16 protein-coding genes are annotated in these 18771 nt (G+C 42.6%); 10 read left to right on the top strand and 6 right to left on the bottom strand.

The annotated features are described in order from the left end of the window. Positions 1–206 precede the first annotated feature (206 nt). Entirely contained in the window at positions 207–1340 is a 1134-nt protein-coding gene (locus ACFQ3S_RS19610) for a sensor protein KdpD (protein WP_377167869.1), read from the top strand. Continuing rightward, entirely contained in the window at positions 1337–3100 is a 1764-nt protein-coding gene (locus tag ACFQ3S_RS19605) for a HAMP domain-containing sensor histidine kinase (protein ID WP_377167865.1), read from the top strand. The genes ACFQ3S_RS19610 and ACFQ3S_RS19605 overlap by 4 nt, the downstream gene beginning before the upstream one ends. Before the next feature lie 178 nt (positions 3101–3278). Here the strand turns inward: ACFQ3S_RS19605 and pruA are convergent, their stop codons facing one another. The 5 genes from pruA to ACFQ3S_RS19580 form a co-directional block, all read right to left on the bottom strand. Beyond that, a complete protein-coding gene (gene pruA, locus ACFQ3S_RS19600; RefSeq protein WP_377167862.1) occupies positions 3279–4910 on the bottom strand; it encodes an L-glutamate gamma-semialdehyde dehydrogenase in 1632 nt (543 codons plus the stop codon). Between the two features lie 431 nt (positions 4911–5341). Continuing rightward, positions 5342–5743 (bottom strand): hypothetical protein, encoded by a 402-nt coding sequence (locus ACFQ3S_RS19595; protein ID WP_377167859.1) that lies wholly within the window; start codon positions 5741–5743, stop codon positions 5342–5344. After that, positions 5737–5985, bottom strand: coding sequence for a hypothetical protein (locus ACFQ3S_RS19590; RefSeq protein ID WP_377167856.1), 249 nt, complete (start codon positions 5983–5985; stop codon positions 5737–5739). The genes ACFQ3S_RS19595 and ACFQ3S_RS19590 overlap by 7 nt, the downstream gene beginning before the upstream one ends. 479 nt (positions 5986–6464) lie before the next feature. Next, positions 6465–8207: a hypothetical protein gene (locus ACFQ3S_RS19585; protein WP_377167853.1), complete on the bottom strand. Its 1743-nt coding sequence runs from the start codon at positions 8205–8207 to the stop codon at positions 6465–6467. Between the two features lie 119 nt (positions 8208–8326). Further along, positions 8327–8551, bottom strand: coding sequence for a hypothetical protein (locus ACFQ3S_RS19580; protein ID WP_377167850.1), 225 nt, complete (start codon positions 8549–8551; stop codon positions 8327–8329). A 103-nt stretch (positions 8552–8654) separates the two neighbouring features. Between ACFQ3S_RS19580 and ACFQ3S_RS19575 the strand changes: the two genes are divergently transcribed. Further along, a complete protein-coding gene (locus tag ACFQ3S_RS19575) occupies positions 8655–8894 on the top strand; it encodes a DUF433 domain-containing protein (protein WP_377167847.1) in 240 nt (79 codons plus the stop codon). Then, entirely contained in the window at positions 8878–9213 is a 336-nt protein-coding gene (locus tag ACFQ3S_RS19570) for a hypothetical protein (protein ID WP_377167844.1), read from the top strand. The genes ACFQ3S_RS19575 and ACFQ3S_RS19570 overlap by 17 nt, the downstream gene beginning before the upstream one ends. Before the next feature lie 248 nt (positions 9214–9461). Here the strand turns inward: ACFQ3S_RS19570 and ACFQ3S_RS19565 are convergent, their stop codons facing one another. Then, positions 9462–11369: a rhamnogalacturonan lyase gene (locus tag ACFQ3S_RS19565; RefSeq protein ID WP_377167841.1), complete on the bottom strand. Its 1908-nt coding sequence runs from the start codon at positions 11367–11369 to the stop codon at positions 9462–9464. Between the two features lie 245 nt (positions 11370–11614). Here ACFQ3S_RS19565 and ACFQ3S_RS19560 point away from each other — a divergent pair, with 245 nt between their 5' ends. The 6 genes from ACFQ3S_RS19560 (at position 11615) to ACFQ3S_RS19535 (ending at position 18187) form a co-directional block, all read left to right on the top strand. Continuing rightward, complete coding sequence (locus tag ACFQ3S_RS19560) at positions 11615–12151, top strand: hypothetical protein (RefSeq protein ID WP_377167838.1); 537 nt, start codon at positions 11615–11617, stop codon at positions 12149–12151. Positions 12152–12172: 21 nt separating this feature from the next. Continuing rightward, positions 12173–12715, top strand: a complete 543-nt coding sequence (locus tag ACFQ3S_RS19555; protein WP_377167835.1) for a hypothetical protein — start codon at positions 12173–12175, stop codon at positions 12713–12715. A gap of 40 nt (positions 12716–12755) precedes the next feature. Continuing rightward, a complete protein-coding gene (locus ACFQ3S_RS19550) occupies positions 12756–13712 on the top strand; it encodes a glycosyltransferase family 2 protein (RefSeq protein ID WP_377167832.1) in 957 nt (318 codons plus the stop codon). 396 nt (positions 13713–14108) lie between these two features. Then, positions 14109–15179, top strand: a complete 1071-nt coding sequence (gene lpxK / locus ACFQ3S_RS19545; RefSeq protein ID WP_377167829.1) for a tetraacyldisaccharide 4'-kinase — start codon at positions 14109–14111, stop codon at positions 15177–15179. Beyond that, positions 15142–15960: a purine-nucleoside phosphorylase gene (locus ACFQ3S_RS19540; RefSeq protein ID WP_377167826.1), complete on the top strand. Its 819-nt coding sequence runs from the start codon at positions 15142–15144 to the stop codon at positions 15958–15960. The genes lpxK and ACFQ3S_RS19540 overlap by 38 nt, the downstream gene beginning before the upstream one ends. Positions 15961–16105: 145 nt before the next feature. Then, on the top strand, positions 16106–18187 hold the full coding sequence (locus ACFQ3S_RS19535; RefSeq protein ID WP_377167823.1) for a putative porin: 2082 nt from the start codon (positions 16106–16108) through the stop codon (positions 18185–18187). Positions 18188–18771: the final 584 nt, after the last annotated feature.

Here is an 18771-nt window from a genome sequence, read left to right as displayed (position 1 = left end):
AGCAAATCGGCGGGTCAGTTTTTATTCGCTGCGGTGTATGCATTTTAAGCAAAACTAAAATAATTTTGAGGTCCCGATGAAGCGTAGTGAAATTTTGATACCTCATTTTTTCACACGTTTCATTTGTTCAAGGCTGTTTCCTTAAACAGCTGAAAAAAAATAAGGAAATATGAAGTTTTTTAAACAAATACGAAGTTTTAAAGCTAATGCCCGAAGAAGAACATAAGGACAATTCTGTTAAGAATTTTATCGACCTGGTTAAAAAATCGAGGCGTGGAAAACTTAAAATCTACATTGGCATGAGTGCCGGGGTGGGTAAAACTTACCGTATGCTGCAAGAGGCACATGCCCTGCAGCGTAATGGTATTGGTATCCAAATTGGCTACATTGAAACTCACAACCGTACCGAAACTCATGCCCTGCTGGATGGGTTACCGTTAATTGCACGGCGTAAAACTTTTTATAAAGGCAAAGAACTGGAGGAAATGGATCTGCAAACCATCCTCAACCGTCACCCCGAAGTGGTTATTGTAGACGAACTGGCCCATACTAATATTGAAGGCAGTAAGAATGGTAAGCGCTGGCAGGATGTACTTGACCTGCTGGAAACCGGTATAAGCGTAATTACTGCTGTCAATATTCAACACCTCGAAAGTTTGAATGAGGAAGTAGAAGATATTACCGGAATCACGATTACCGAGCGTATCCCTGATAAGGTACTGCAACTTGCCGACGAAATAGTGAACATCGACCTTACCGCCGATGAACTGATAGACCGCCTGCGCGATGGCAAGATTTACGATAAAAGTAAGATTAACCTGGCGCTGCAAAACTTTTTTCAAAGCGACAAGATTTTGCAGCTGAGGGAAATGGCTTTAAAAGAAGTAGCTCACCACCTTGAACGTAAAATAGATAATGAGGTACCTAAGCAAATTAAGCTTCGATCTGAAAAGTTTTTGGCCTGTATTTCTTCCAACTCCGAAACAGCTAAGATCGTGATCCGTAAAACGGCAAGGCTGGCGTCATACTACCGGTCGCCCTGGGTGGTACTGTATGTGCAAAGCAGTAGCGAAAGCCTCGATAAAATAAAGCTGGATAAACAGCGGCATTTAATTAATAATTTTAAACTGGCAACCGAACTGGGTGCCGAGGTAGTGAAACTAAAAAGCGACCAGATCACACAAACCATTATGCAAATAGCCGAAGAGCGCGAAATAACCACTATTTGTATAGGCAAGCCCCACTTGAGCTTATTTCAAGTAATTTTAAGAACCGCGGTGTTTAATGAATTGCTCCGCAAACTGGCATCTACAGATACCGATTTAGTAATACTATCATGAAAATAAAAACCAAACTCCGGTTAGGATTCGGCTTCCTGTTCATTGTTGTTTTGTTCTTTGGAGCTATAGCTATTTATTACATTCAGGAGATCTCTAAAAATGCTAAAGTTATTCTCAAAGATAATTATGAAACCCTGAGCTATACCCGAGAAATGCGCACCCTGCTCGATGAAAATGATTTGCCGCTTTCGCCAGCCGTTATAACTAAGTTTAACGAGCAACTGGTAAAAGAAGAAAACAACATTACCGAAAAAGGTGAAAAAGAAGCCGTGTTTTTATTGCGCAAGGCTTTTATTAGTTTAAACCGGCAGCAAGCCGGTATAACCGAAAAACAAGGATCTGAAAAACAGGTGCGAAAACACCTGCGACAGATAGAGTTGCTGAACATGCAGGCTATTGTGCGCAAAAATGATGCGGCCCGGGCATCGGTAAACAGGGCAAGCCTTATACTTGGTTTTGCCGGTACATTTACCTTTTTGGTACTGTTTAGTTTCAGTGTGAACTTCCCGGGTTTTATAGCTAATCCGCTTCGTGCCTTATTAGAAGGTATCCGCGAAATCAGTGAAAAGAATTACAGTAAGCGCCTGCATTTTGACCAGGATGATGAATTTGCCGAGGTAGCAGGTGCCTTTAACGATATGGCCGCGCGGTTAAACGAATGGGAAAACACTAACCTGGCCACCGTGCTATCTGAAAAGCGGCGTATTGAAACCATTATTGAGCAAATGCAGGATGCTATTTTTGGTATTAACGAAAAACAGGAAGTATTATTTATTAACGATGCTGCCCGCAAGGTGCTCAACATAACCCAGGATAGAATAGTGGGAGAAAACACACAGAAGCTGGTGCAGAATAATGATCTTTTCCGGTCTATAATGAGTAATGCTTCGGCTATAAAACCTTTTAAGATTGTATTAGACGGAAAAGAATCGCACTTTCAGCTGCAAAGCCGGGATATATTTGTACCCAACCTCGATAAGCAGGAAGGAGCAGTAAAAATAGCCACAAAATCGGCAGGTAAGGTTTATGTGCTGCGTAATATTACCGAGTTTAAAGAACGCGACGAGGCTAAAACCAACTTTATCGCCACTATATCGCACGAGTTGAAAACGCCTATTTCCTCTATAAAAATGAGCCTTAAACTCTTAAATGATAGTAGGGTAGGTTCCATGAATAATGAGCAACAGCAGTTAATAGCGCATATTGAAGATGATAGCGCGCGTTTGCTTAAAATAACAAGTGAGTTGCTGGAGTTATCGCAAGTGGAAACAGGCAATATACAATTGAATTTTATACCGGTTGATCCCTTGCAGATATTAGATTATGCCATTACCTCGGTTAAATTTCAAGCCGAACAAAAAGGTGTGAATATAGAAATGGTTAAAGATGGTCAATTGCCGCAAGTGCAGGCCGATGTAGAAAAAACGGCTTGGGTAATGGTCAACTTTTTGTCGAACGCGTTACGCTACAGTTCCGAAAAATCTAAAATTATTGTTAGTGTGCAGGTGCGAAACCGAATGGTTGAATTTTCGGTGAAAGACTTTGGTAAGGGAATTGATCAGCAGTACCAAAAACGTTTGTTCGACCGTTATTTCCAGGTTCCAACCGATGGTCAAAACAAATCAGGCTCAGGTTTAGGTTTGGCTATATCTAAAGATTTTATTGAAGCCCAGCAGGGAAATATATGGGTGGAAAGTGCCATGGGCGAAGGCAGCCGCTTTGTGTTTACTTTGCCTGTTGTTGTTGCTGCTGCTGTATAACAGCACCCCACTTCTGCCACACAATATTATTTTGGCATTAGGGCAAAATATATGCCCTAATGCCGCTGAACAAATGATTTTAGTCAACCCTATTATATCAAAAAAAACTTATTCTGTTAAATTGCCACTGCATCTCGTTACTGCTACTCTCCGCCGTCACTATCACTTTAAAAACCAATTACTCTTTCCCCAAAAACGGGTAAGTATAATCTTTGGGTGGGTCGAAGGTTTCTTTGATGGTGCGTGGAGATACCCAGCGCAGCAGGTTCAGCATAGAACCGGCCTTATCGTTAGTACCCGAGCCACGTGCGCCGCCAAAAGGCTGCTGACCAACTACGGCACCGGTTGGTTTGTCGTTTACGTAAAAGTTACCGGCTGCATTGCGTAAGCGGTATGTTGCGCGGGCAATGGCATAACGGTTTTGCGACAAAATTGAACCTGTTAAGGCGTAAGGCGATGTATTATCGATGATATTCATCACTTCTTCAAACTGCTCATCTTCGTACACATAAACGGTTAATACCGGGCCAAATAATTCCTCACACATGGTTACATAATATGGGTCTTGCACTTGTATAACGGTTGGGTCAACAAAGTAACCTACCGATTTGTCATATGTGCCACCGGCAATAATTTCAACTTCAGGATTGGCTTTGGCTTCGTCGATGTATTTAGCCAGCTTATCGAAAGAAGCTTCGGTAATTACAGCGTTTACAAAGTTTTCAAAGTTTTCAACCGGGCCAACCTTAATGCCGGCTAAATCGCGCTGTAGTTTTTCTTTAACCGCAGGCCACAACGAAGCGGGGATGTAAGCGCGTGAAGCCGCTGAACATTTTTGTCCCTGGTATTCAAACGCGCCGCGGGTTAAGGCTACGCTCACCACCTCGGCATTGGCGCTTGGGTGGGCCAGCACAAAGTCTTTACCACCGGTTTCGCCCACAATGCGCGGGTAGCTTTTGTATAGGTTTATATTGTTGCCAATGGTTTTCCACAGGTGTTGAAACACGTGGGTAGAGCCTGTAAAGTGCAGACCGGCAAACTGCGGGTGACTAAATATAATATCGCCGGCTACGGGACCGTCCACACTAATCATGTTAATAACACCGGCAGGTAAACCCGCTTCGATGAATACCTGCATAATTACATTAGCGGCATAAATTTGCGTGGGGGCTGGTTTCCAAACTACCACGTTACCCATTAAAGCAGGAGCGGCGCACAGGTTACCGGCAATAGCCGTAAAATTGAAAGGTGTAATGGCAAACACAAAACCTTCCAACGGGCGTTGCTCCAAACGGTTCCAAACCCCCTTGGCCGATTGTGGTTGCTCGGCATAGATCTGCGTCATGAAATGTACATTGTAACGCAGGAAATCGATAAACTCGCAGGCGGCATCAATTTCGGCCTGATAAGCATTTTTCGATTGGCCCAGCATGGTAGCGGCGTTAATTTTGGCACGGTACGGACCGGCCAGCAAATCGGCAGCTTTTAAAAATATAGCGGCGCGTTGCTCCCAGGGCATAGTTTCCCATTGTTCTTTGGCAGCTAAAGCGGCGTCGATAGCGGCATGCACGTGGCTCGCATCACCCTCGTGGTAAGTGGCCAACACATGCTGATGATTGTGCGGGGGACGAACTTCCAGCGTTTTGCCGGTGCGTACTTCCTCGCCGCCAATGTATAGGGGTATATCAATTTGCTGCGCACGGCCAGCCTCTAAAGCGGCTTTTAAAGCGGTACGCTCGGCACTGCCCGGTGCGTAGTTTAAAACCGGCTCGTTTACAGGTTCGGGCACATTAAAAAATCCTTTTAACATAGGGTATATTTTATGGCCGCAAAGATAGGGATTGATGTGCAGATGTGCGAATGTGAAGATATGCTGATGTTGAATTGTGACGGTGGGATGGGAGAGGTGCGGTGACTATATCGGCTCATGGTTTAATAGAACTGGGTAAATACCGTTAAAGTGTTCACGGGGAAAGTGCCGTTTAGGCTCTGCATTTATTCTTTAAAACTTCAAAAAACCGCGTTTTTCCACGTTATTCTTCATTTATGCATTAGCCGGGAACAGTTATTTTTGTTGAAAATTGATCAATAAGTGTTCACGAGTGAACACTTATAAACGGTTTATGAACGCTTTCGTGAACGCTGTTTTGTTTTTTTCGGGTGATGTAGTTGCAGACTACAGGCATTGTATTTCGTAGATGGAAGTCTACGAACAGCGGGGAGCTTAATAATAAGTTGAATTTATAATTGAAATATTTTATCAAAATACATATTTAAATAAGGCATAAAAAAATTAACTAAACTAAAACTTGATACATAAAGCAGTAATCCTGTCATATTTATGCCAAATGTTATCCAGCAAATCAATAAAAATATAATCAAAGTAATAGCCACAGCATGAACACCATTTTTTAAATTACTTGATCGTTTGAAGTAATTATTTGATTTTTTTAAAATTATTAAAGTATAGTATGTTATGAATGTTATTACTAATCCCATTATCAAGCTAAATATTATACCCTCATCTGGGTATAATACAGGATCGTAAAGTATAGGATGTATGATATGTGATAACCAACCACCAAAAAATCCTAAAGTAATTATTAAAAAAAAAGATTTTAGCACTTTTCTTAAAATCAACATCCTAGTTTTTGCTTAAGTTGTGCTAAATCTATATCTCCCTGCAAATATTCTTTTACTGCATCCCAATCAGGTCTTGCAATTGTATGCTTGTTATCGTAAAAATCTGCCTGGCCGCCATGTGTGTTAACATAATTGATCATTTGTTGTTGCATATTAGACCATAACCCATCTGCATCTTTGAATCCGTTATGTAGAAAATTACCTGCAGCAAACATCCAATCAGAAATTCTATCCACTCCCATAGTGTAAAATGTAAATTCATTGGGTCTTGTAGGATCCGCACATATGCCAATCTGTTAGTTGCAGAAAGTGAAATGTAATTAATTGCTTGTTGGTTTGAGTTTGAATAATGTAGTTAAGTAACTATCCAAATAAAAAATAAAGAAATTACTTAATGTTATACTGGCAAGATAATTTAGCACACTCACTATATCTATTCCCCACGAGAATCTGCTAATAACAAAAAAAATAATCAGTGTAATTATTGTAGCATATATGCCAAATTTAAATTTACTAGTATTTCTTAATTGCTGTAATGAGGCTTTTAAAAAAAGCAATGTACTATAGCTTAAAAATGTAATTACGATACCAAATAGTAAACTAAATATAATACCAGGGTTTCGGTAAAGAACTTCATCGTAAAAAAGAGAATGTAGGATGTAAAATAAAACTCCACCAACAAATCCAATTACAAAAACCACAGTAAAATATCTAATAAATTTTAACATCCTAATTTCTGTTTAAGTGTAGCTAAGTCAATATCACCTTGCAGGTATTCTTTTACAGCATCCCAATCGGGGCGGGCTATGGTATGCTTGTTATCATAAAAGCCTGCTTGCCCTCCATGGGAGTTAATGTAATTAATCATTTGCTCTTGCATGTTTGACCAAAGCTTGTCTGCTGCCTTAAACCCACCAAGTGCTTCATTTCCATAATGAAACATCCAATCGCTTGCTCTATCTACACCCATGGTATAAAAAGTAAAATGCCCAGCATGGCCGGGGCGAGGGTCGGCATATACACCAAACTCGCGGTTGCCCGATACCGGGTGATTAACATCTAACGGCGAAGTCATGGTTGTAAATTTAAATGAAGCAGCGTTGGCATCTATTTGGTAATCTGATTCAATCACTGTACCATTATTTAGTAATTCAATATGCACAAGCGCACCAACCGAAGCAGCACCGGGCTGATTAAACCAATCCGTATCATCAATATCACCATATCTATATGGTGTGAAGTGTTCACCGGTAGTTATAAAATCATTAAGGTGTGTTCTAAAATATTCAGTAAGGTTGGATGCAGTCATTCCGGTGGGCATTTGGCTAATTCGTACAGGAAAAAAGTCGCTGTTTACTACCGTACCATAAGCATCATCTAAATTTTGAACATTAAATGTAGAAAAATTAAGACCTGTAAACGTTTGTAAATATTCTATTCTGTTTTTTATAGTCTGCGAGGGGGTGAACTGCGCCACCTGCTGGTACATGCCGCCGTAACCATTGTAAGCTAATAACGTTAAGCTATCACAATCAATTAGAAAATCTTCTTTTATATTTATTTCATGTTGAAGTGCATTCACAGCTGCGCTATTTCCAGAGTTATCATCACCGCCGCCATCACCACCACCACCACCACCAGGGTTATCGCCTGGATCAGCCGGAGGATCAGGATACCACACATTTTGGCATATCTCGTATGAATTAGATTCCTGAAGATACCATTCTTGCAGTGGCCTGGAACAGTATGAACTGATATAATAAGGTGGAAAAAAGGAACAAATATTTTCGCTACGAACTTCTACAATATAATATCCTTCATTGGGACATTGACTTGTGTATACGCAATAGTGTTCGGTCTTGCATTCTAACTGCCAGCCGTTAACTTTTTTTGCCTGCGAGGCAGTTTTAGAACTGGCGGTGCTGCTTGTTTTTACACCATTTTTATAAATACTTACATTATTTGTATGAAGATCAAGATTTTGATATAAAACTCTACCCGAAAAATTCTTTAGTTTATAGTTTTTTCCAATTGCCCGAGTTTTTTTATTTTCAGCCTTATACTCATTATCAAAATAGTAGGTCGCTATTCTGAAGAAAGTTTGAGTTGGAGTTTTGCCAACTATTAAAAACTTTTTATAATCTACTTCTTGAATAGGCTTGTCTTCCTTGAAGGTTTCTTTATTGAATGTTTTGGGGTTAAGGTCGAAATAATAGTAAGTTAACGAATCTGCAATATTAGATTGTTTATAGCTGTCCCAATTTACTTCCCATTTAATATTTAATGAATCATTAAGTTTTTGTACTAACATTTTATTATGACCTCTACTATAAAACAAAGTTCTGAAATCATTAGCTTTTTCAACAGGTGAGGATTCATTACTGCCAGTATAGAGGTCTTTACGGCAGCCTAAGGCAAGAAGCAAGCAGGTAAATATGGCTAATAGTTGGTATGTTTTGCGCATGTGAATAAGGTTACGTTAAATGCTAAACGAAAATAATATATTGTTATAATATAACTATTAATTAATTATAATCTTCGTGTTAACATCAGGTTCCGTACATTGAAGTGTAAGTTTACTTGTTACAACTTCTCTTCATACCTCCCCTTAACCACCCTGCTAATATAAGTACTTAATCCTTCTCCTTGCGCAGCCAGCACTTTCATCTGGTCCACCTGTGTTTTGCCGGGTTTGCGGTAGGTGTATAAATAACTATCGCCTCTAACAAACTGAATGGCAATACTATCCTCGCCAATTTCGTAAGCCAAAACGCCGGAGTTGCCATGCTGATTTTTGTAGCGGGTCATATGATAACTAAAGGTAACAAAAGCGGCTTTTGTTTACCCCATTATAAATAGAACTTGGTTGACTGGGCAAGACATTTCTTAAATAATAATTGTAAATTTGGTTATGCACATTCAGCAGTTGGTAACTATTGATCAGGAAATTATGGGAGGGCAGCCTGTATTTAAAGATACGCGTGTACCTGTTGAAACTTTATTTGATCACCTGGAAGCTGGTGTATCACTCGATGAATTTTTGGATGATTTTCCTACGGTTTCTAAAGAACAGGCTATTGCCTTGCTTGACGCGGCCAAGAAAATAACGGCATCCAAAAACTTCTTGGCACTATATGAAGCTGTTGCTTGATGAGAACCTGCCTAAAAGGTTAAAGCTTGATTTTGCTGAACATGAAGTTTACACCGTTAGAGACAAAGGGTGGAATGGCGTAAAGAATGGCAAACTATTAAAGCTCTTAATTGAACATAGTTTCGACGTGCTGATTATATTCGATAAAAATTTGCAGTATCAGCAAAGCTTTGATAAGTACACGATAACGGTGTTTGTACTTACTGCACCTATCAATACGTATGCAGAATTAACCAAGTTGAGTAAAGAAGTAATCAGCCACCTTCAAACAGGTGAATTAATAAAAGGCCCTGCAATTATCGGGCGTAAACGGTTATAAAATTAACTCCGCCCGTCATACCGAATTTATTTCGGCATCCCACGTGCTTAGTCGCGAACGTTATCCGTTTTATTATCCGCATTTATACCTTCTGATGTGTTGCCGAAACAAGTTCGGCATAACGGGTATAAAACCGTCATTGCGAACGATAGTGAAGCAATCCCTGCGCGCTAGGTAAACTGGTACATTTCTACGCAGGGGTTGCTTCGTAACTCGCATCACGGGTTTGCAATGGTATATCAATCCCCCTACTTCTTCCCCTTCTCCCCAACAATAACAATATTCGGCTTCGGTGGGGTTTTCATGCCTTCGCCAATAAAAAAACTGGTATGGGGCGGCTGGTTGTAGGCTACGTTTTGCCAGGCAATGCTGAGGCGGTATTGTGGATCGTGCATAAAGGTGTACATGCGGTTTTTGGCGGGTATGGTGGTGGTAAATATGCGGAGTTCCTTACCGTTGCGGGTGGCGTAAATGGCTTCTTCGCGCCAGTCGCCCAGTATATCACCGCTGAGTACGGGGTTTTGCTTAGTACCGTTGTTGCTCACACAATCGTACAGGGCAGCGTTCAATAGCATGTTGGGTTTAGCGTTTTGATAGTCCCATTTGGTAATGCGGGTACCGTCCAGCAGTTCGCTCAGCATATCATCATCCCAAAAAATGCCGAAGTTGACCGATGGATTGCGCTCGGCAATTTTGTTGCCCTTCACATCGTACATGCCCGAAATACCTGCCCCGGCCACCCACGATTCAAATCCCGGGTAACGTGGGTCCACATCCAGCGATAAGCCACGGCCCGGCCCTTCGCCATCATCGCCAGCTTTAACCGACGGGATCTTCCAGATCACCTCACCTGTACGGGCATCGCGAAAGTTAGCCCCGGCATCGCCAAAGCGTTCCTGTATGTCAAAAACTTCCAGTCCGGGCCGGTTAGGGTCCAGGTCCGATACATGCAGGGCATCGGCATGGCCAATGCGGGTACTGTAAAGGCCCTTACCGTTATCGTCTAAGGTCATGGCACCGTACACAATTTCGTCCTTACCATCATTATCCACATCGGCAATGGTCAAATTGTGGTTGCCCTGCCCGCGAAACGGACGTGTTTCGGCGCTGGCATCGCTGTCAAAAACCCAGCGTTGTTTAAGCTTGCCTTTGTCCAGGTCCCAGGCTGCAATTACGGTACGGGTGTAGTAGCCGCGGCACATAATTAAACTGGGGTGTACACCATCTAAATAAGCAATGGCTGCTAAAAAGCGCATACCGCGGTTGCCGTAACCATCGCCCCAAATTTCTTTGATCTGTTCGGTAGTAGGCTCCAACGTGGTAGGGTGTAGTGTGGGTACGTAGCCGGTTGTATTAATGGCAGCGCCGGTTAAGCCGTTAAACACGGTCAGGTATTCGGGGCCGTGCAAAATATGGCCCTGGCTGTTGCGCCATGTTTTGGTCGAGTCACCTATCACCTTTCCCTGCCCGTCTATAGTACCATCAGCAGTTTTACAGGCTACCTCGGCCTTGCCGTCGCCATCCAGGTCGTACACCATAAACTGGGTATAGTGCGCGCCCTCGCGTATGTTGCGGCCCAGGTTTATACGCCACAGCAGGGTTCCGTCTAATTTATAAGCCTCTAAAATAGGATCGCTGGTAATGCCACTGTGCGAGTTATCATGACCAACGCCCGCCTGATGCAAAATGATCTCGTACTCGCCGTCGCCATCCAGGTCTCCTACCGAAGCATCATTGGGTTTGTAGCCGGCCATAGTTTGCAAGGGTACAGACAGATACGGTTTTCCGGCGCTGTTAACCGGCAGGGTATAGGCAGCACTTGCCACGCCTTCTTTTCTGTTCAATACTTCTTTCACAAAGTAGGTAGTAGCGGCGGTGCTGTCGGCCAGTTGGTCAATATAGTTGGTAGTAGATATAATAGGAGAAGCATTAACCTTAACGGTGCCTTTGCTGCCCGTGGTTCGGTACAGGTTAAACGCTAAATTGTCGGCATCTGTGGTCAGTAAGCGCCATCCCACGTAAACCTTGCCGCCGCCCTGGTTTATGGCAACTACGCCACGGCCCAGTTTTTCCATCATTTTTTGAGAAAAAACAGTGGTATGAGCACATAATAACATAAGGCAGGCCAACATCAAGGCATTAAAGGAAATTCTCATTACAGGTAATTGGTTTAATTGATGCTTTAAAGTAAACTATTTTGAAGGTTTAAACTGTGATGTACTGTAGGGTAACCGGGTTAAATTATTGTAACTAATTTGTGATGAAATTGGACGTAATTAATTCAGGCTCAAATCCGTTTATCGTTAGTGTAAATTAATACCTAATCGTTCAAAAAAACGGCTTTATATTGCCATAGTATCGCATATTCTGTTATTATTGCATTATGTTTAACAATTTCCCCATGTTACGTATCAAAAAAGTTTCGATGTTAATATTGGGCATATTGGTAATGTGCCTGGCTTTTACTTCAAAAGGTATGGCTCAAACCGACCTTGACCGCTTGTACAGTAAATACAAAGGTCGCACTGAAACCACCATTTTTGTTGGTGAAAGGGAAATTAACGCTAAGGTGATCGTTAACTATAATGCTAAAGGCAAACCGTACCGCATTATTGTTTATGGCGAAGCGGCGGCCGACGGCGATCTGGAAAACCTGGTAGAAGAGTTAGGCGAAACCAAGGTTAAGGCTGGCTATAGAAAACTGCTTCACCCAAATGCCGTTAATTTTGATCAAAACCGTATTTACGAAAATAATATACAGGTATCGCTTTATCAAAAAGGTACCCAATACGCTAAATACGGTATTAAAAAAATAGAGGTGCGTAATCAACTGGTGGGCGAAACCGGCACCCCGCACTACACGGCCGATTTCTTTTACTTTGAAGTAGGAGACACCGCGCGCCGCAGTACCCTTAAACCCGAGAAGTTCGATTTTTAATCCTGGCATCAAACAGCATTCATGAAAAAAGTTTACTTCATCATCTTCAGTTTATTGTTTGTTAATTTGGCTGCGGCACAAAAGAAAGTTGCCCAGCCCCAATTGGATGTTGACCGGGTTTACAACCTGTATAAAGACACCAGCGATATCATCATCCGCAGTGGCGGTAAGGAAATAAAGGCCAAGATCAAGATCTCCTTGAATGCGCTTGACAAACCTTACTCGGTAATTGCCTACGGCGAAGCCGATGCCGATATGGATGACGTGCTGCAAAAATTAAAGGTGGAACTGGGCGTAACCAAGCTACAGGCCGGTTATAAGCAATCGCCCGGCACATACCCTGTTGCATTTAACCCAACTGGTAACTACGAGCATACGGTTAAGATCTCGTATTTTCAAAAAGGATCACAATCGGCTAAATACGGTATTCAAAAGATCATGTATAACGATCAGGATGTGAACGGCCTTACCGTACCCCGCCATGTAAGCGATTTTTTCTATTTTGAGGTATGCGACGAAAGCCGTAGAAATGCTGCAAAGGCCGGCGATAAGTTTGTGTTTTGATTTTTTACGACGCAGGTATAACGTTATTAATCCCTAAAATATGCCGCTGGTATCTGTCATTATTCCTAATTACAACCACCAAAAATATTTAAAGCAGCGCATCGATTCTGTTTTGGGTCAAACCTTTCAGGATTTTGAATTGATTATACTGGATGATTGCTCAACAGATAGCAGTGCCGCAATTATTGAGGAATATGCACGTCATCCTAAAGTGAGCCACATTATTATAAACGCCGTAAACAGCAACAGCACTTTTAAGCAGTGGCACAAGGGAATTAACCTTGCCGTTGGTAAATACATTTGGGTAGCCGAAAGCGACGACTGGTGCGAACCCGGAATGCTGGAGGTTTTAGTTAACGCCTTACAGGCCGATGATGCCTGTGTTTTTGCCTACGTGCAATCGCACATTATAAATGATGCCGATGATATTATGTGGCAAACCACACACCGTAAAGTTTTTGAGTACGTTGCCGGTACCAGCTTTATACAACAACACATGTTGTATCGCAACGCGGTTTTTAATGCCAGTATGGCTGTTTTCCGTAAAGATGTGTACGAGACTATTTCACCTGCATTTACGCAATATAAATTTTGCGGCGACTGGCTTTTCTGGATCGAGGCCTCTTTACAAGGTAAGGTATATATATCGGGCAGGGTGTTAAACTATTTCCGCAAGCACGATCAGGACATAACCGGTAAGGTGTATGCTACCGGGTACAACTTTTTAGAAGAAGTGAGTGTGCTTAAAACCGTTTTCGACCGTAATATTATAAACGGACTTGCCTATAAAAAGGCTTTGTTACGTAAATATTTTGATTATCAGAATATTGCAAAAGGGCTCCCTGCCAACGCACAGCAAGAGCTACAAAAAGCCTTTTACGGGCACAATGGATACAGCTATGCTAATTATCTAAAAACAAAGTATCTCACCAAAAAAATCAAGAATAACGTTGCGGGTTTATTGCGTTCATTAGCAGGACCGTCGCCATTCAATTAAATGATAGTCATCTACTGCGGATTTTAATTTATTTCGTTAATGTCGTTGAATAATCAGGGTCATCATTTAATCACAAAAAAATCAACGGTACCGCAGATTTAATTGATTTCGTTGATGTCGCTGAATAATCAGGGTCATCATTTAATCACAAAAAAATCAACGGTACCGCAGATTTCGTTAATGTCGTTGAATAATCAACGCCATCATACAATCACAAAAAAATCAACGGTACCGCAGATTTAATTGATTTCGTTGATGTCGCTGAATAATCAACGCCATCATACAATCACAAAAAAATCAACGGTACCGCAGATTTCGTTAATGTCGTTGAATAATCAGGGTCATCATTTAATCACAAAAAAATCAACGGTACCGTTTTTGTATCTTTAGCCCGTAATGACGAAGTATCTGCGGTGGCTATTGCTCCCTTTTTCTTTAGTATATGGCCTGGTAGTTATAATGCGTAACTGGTTATACGATGCCGGTATATTTACCAGCCGTACGTTTAATTTGCCTGTTATTGCCGTAGGTAACCTGGATGTAGGTGGCGCCGGTAAAACCCCCATGACCGAGTACCTCGTGCGCTTATTGAAAGACGATCACAAACTGGCCACCCTTAGCCGTGGCTATGGCCGCCAAACCAAAGGTTTCCTTACCGCTACCGCCACCTCCATTACTGCTACCGAGTTAGGCGACGAGCCCAGCCAGTTCCATCAAAAGTTTCCTGGTATTACGGTAGCCGTTTCCGAAAAGCGTGCCTGGGGTATTGAGCAGTTAATGAACGATCATGAAGTTATAGTTTTGGATGATGCCTACCAGCACCGGGCCGTAAACCCCGGCTTTAAGATCTTACTGTTAGATTATAACCGGTTGAACGATCCGAAACTTTTGTTACCCGCCGGTAACCTGCGCGAGCCCTTTATTGGCCGCTACCGCGCCGATGTTATGGTAGTGAGTAAATGCCCTGCCGGTTTAACCCAGGCACAGCAGCAAAAGGCGTTAGAGGTTTTACTGCCCTTGCATTACCAGCAGGTTTATTTTACCGGTATAACTTACCTGCCATTGCAGAATTTAGAAGGCCAACCTGTAAGCAAAAACATTGATAGCCACACCACCGTATTTTTGCTGACCGGCATTGCCAACGCACAACCTTTACTCAGCTATATCAAAGAGCATACTTTACACGTTATACATCATAATTATCCCGACCATCACCAATTTAGCATAAAAAATATTGCTAAACTTGCAAAGGATTTTAATGGTTGCAAGGCACCCAAAAAAGTAATTATTACTACCGAAAAAGATGCCCAGCGCTTATACGAACCACAACTGCTACCGCAGGTAAAAGCTTTGCCAATTTGGGTGTTGCCCATTGGTATTCAGTTTTTAAACCAGCAACAACAGCAGTTTAATAATACTATATATAACTATGTTAAACAATATAAAACGTACCGCCGACTTTATTAAAAGCCGCATAGGTGATTTTGAACCCGAAGTTGGTATAATTTTAGGTACCGGTTTGGGTGGCCTGGTTAAAGAAATTGAGGTGATCAAACAACTACCTTATTCCAACATCCCCGATTTTCCTATCTCAACGCTGGAGTTTCACTCGGGCCGGTTAATATTTGGCACGCTGGCTGGTAAAAAGGTGGTAGCCATGCAGGGTCGTTTGCATTATTACGAAGGGTATAACATGCAGCAAATTACCTTCCCGGTTAGGGTAATGAAAATGCTGGGCATTAAAACCCTGTTCGTATCCAATGCCAGCGGTGCCCTAAACCCTGCCTTTAAAAAAGGCGACCTGATGGTGATAGACGATCACATCAATTTGCAGCCTACTAACCCGTTGGTGGGCAGTAATGATGATGAACTGGGCCCGCGCTTCCCCGATATGAGCGAGCCTTACGATAAGACATTGACAGAAAAAGCTTTACAAATTGCCGCCGATAACAATATAACCTGCCACAAGGGAGTTTATGTAGCGGTTACAGGCCCTAATTTAGAAACCCGTGCCGAATACCGCTATTTGCGCATTATAGGCGGCGATGCCGTAGGTATGAGCACCGCGCCCGAGGTTATTGTGGCCAACCACATGGGTTTACCGGTTTTTGCCATTTCGGTATTAACCGACGAAGGTTTCCCCGATACGCTGAAACCGGTATCAATTGAGGAGATCATAGAAACAGCCCGTAATGCCGAGCCGTTTATGACCCATATTTTGAAGGAATTGATAGCAAACCTCACCTAAACGGCGAAGCCCTCATGAGTACCAAAAATCAATTACCAATGAATAATCCTCTCCAAAGCAGAGGACTTTGAACAAGGTTAATTACAACTCCCTCCCCTCTGGGGAGGGCAGGGGTGGGGTTACTTGCCATACGATACTAACAGGAATGCTGGATAAGCTTAAATATATAATTGGTACACTGCTGCTACTGGTATGGGTACAAACGGCCTTTGCCCAAATACCCGACAGGCCGTACGGGGCCGATACGCTGCGTGCCGGTGCGCGTAAAATGTCGAACTCCGAATCTATCGACAGTACCCGCAAACGCCAGGAAAACAAGGAGGACAGCATCATTTACACTTCCAAGTTTGTTAAGGTTACCAACGAGCGGTTACTGAAGGATAGTACCCAGGTATTTCCGCTGGATACGGGCCTGGTAAATTTTGAAAATTATAGTCCGCTTAACCAGCCCTACAGTCCACGCATACATTTGGGGAGCACCGGATTGCCGCAACGCCCCCTGCTTTTCGAACCACTGAAAACCGTTGGTTTCGATGCGGGTAACCACGCGTTAGATGTATATATGTTAAGGCCCGAAGATATTTTATACTACCGTACCAGGGTGGCTTACACCAATATGTCCTTTTATAGCGGGGCATTTGGCAACCCGCAGTCCGATCAGATCTTTAAACTTGTACACACCCAAAACGTTAAGCCCAACTGGAACTTTACTTTTAATTTTAATTCCACGGGCTCGCGCGGTTATTATCGCCGGCAAAATGTAAGCGACCTAAACGCCGCCATAGCTACCTGGTACGAATCGAAAGGCAAGCGTTATAATGTACTGGCTAACATTATTTTTAATAACCTCAAATCGCCCGAAAGCGGTTCCATCGTTAACGAAAATATCTTTAATACCGGTTCGTTCGATAAGCAAAACGAAGCTGTGCGACTTAATAACGCGTTTTTGAATTACCGCAACAATGGCTTGTACATTAAACAGTATTATTACTTAGGCCGTATAGATACGCTAACGAGCAAGGGTGCCGATGGTACCGGTTCGCAAAAAATACTGCCTACCCAGCGGGTGTCGCATACGCTGTATTATAATGTACAAAAGTACACCTTCGCGCAAAATGAACCCGATACTTACAAGGTTTTCCCCGACTACTTTTTTAATGCCAATATATCGCAGGATTCGTTGGGCGTAACCAATATCCGTAACGATTTTTCGTACAGCTTTTACCTGCGCGGCAAATCGGTAAGTTTTGTAAAAAACGAGGTTAAACTGGATGTGGGCTTAACGCATGACTTTTTCCGCTACAGCCAGTACATTAACGATTCGACCCAGTTAAACACCGGCTTGCGTAACCAACAGCGCCGGGTGCAAAATACCACCAATCAAAACATCAAGTTAAATGCCCGTTTCAGTTACCGCTTTAGCGATAAGGTAGGGCTCGACGGCGATTTTCAACAGGTAGTAACTGGCTATAACTTTGGCGATTACCTGTACGATGTAAAGGTAAACCTGGCTGGTGGCGAAAAAGCCGGGCGTATTGTTTTAGGGGCCTACCTGCAAAACAATGAAGCACCGCTGGTTTACAAAAATTACATTACCAACCATTATGTATTCCGCAATACCGGCATCGGCAAGCAGCAGATCAATAATGTGTCGTTCAATTACATTAATGATAAGCTGCTAATTGATTTAAAGGCCGAATACTTTTTAGTGAACGGCTACCAGTATTTTGCCGCGCAAACCCCCGGCGGTAACGATGTAGCGCCAACACAGCTAAGTTCGCCGCTAAACATGCTCAAAGTAAGCGTAGGCAAAAAGATAGCCTGGGGCAATTGGCATGCCGAGGACTACCTGGTTTACCAACGGTCCGACTATCAATCCACCCTGCGTACGCCGCAGTTTTACAACTATGCTAATATCTATTATACCACGTTGTTTTTCCAGGTGTTAAATACCAGCTTGGGTGTCAATGCACGTTATAATACCGCTTATACCGCACCAAACTATGCGGTGGGTTTAGGCCAGTTTTACAATAGCTCCGATATATCTTTTTTAACCTACCCGGTAATCACCCCTTACATTAAGGCCACCCTGTTTCGTACCAACCTGTTCATTCAGTATGAATACGTTAATCAAAATCTGCAAAGCAACGGGTATTACACCGTTAACCGTTACCCCATGGGCGATAAGATACTCAAGTTCGGTGTAAGCTGGACGTTTTATAATTAGTCTCCCAGCACCATAAGGGGGAGCAGGAGTTTCGATGTGTAGTTTTAAATTCCCCTCCTTGGAGGGGTGCGAAGGAATTGTGCCAGGGCATGTAATTGCCGATTTGTAATAACAGCTTGGGCGTTTCCCTCCGGGCCGCGCTTTACGCTCATACTGCACAGGCCTTAGCCACGGGCCGGTATCCGCTGCAATCGCTAACGCAGGTTTGGTTAAGTAGTTGATTGGTTAATTGGTTGAGTAGTTAAGAAGTATGTTTGTAGGAAAATTTAAACCAATCAACTGCCCACCATTCAACCACTCAACCAATCCTCGTGTTAGGGATTGTACCGTAAAGCCCGGAATGAAGCGTAGCGCAATGAGGACTTGCAGGGGAAAGCCCGGGCCGAAGGCAACACCAAATTAGAGTCAGGAGTACAGAGTCAGGAGTCAAGGCTTTACCGGCATAATAAATATGCATCTCCTTTTCTAAGAGCTAAAATATTGTTTACGAAAAGCGTTTACAAAACGGTCAAACGTAAACACCTTTAAGCCGTATTTTGTCGTAAATCGTCATGCGAAAAACTGCAAAAATGAGTTATATAAAT

Origin of the sequence: Mucilaginibacter terrae, from assembly GCF_042679325.1 — a bacterium.
GTDB lineage: Bacteria > Bacteroidota > Bacteroidia > Sphingobacteriales > Sphingobacteriaceae > Mucilaginibacter > Mucilaginibacter terrae.
Note: the sequence above shows the minus strand (reverse complement) of the source record. Positions and strands in the feature narration are given on the sequence as shown.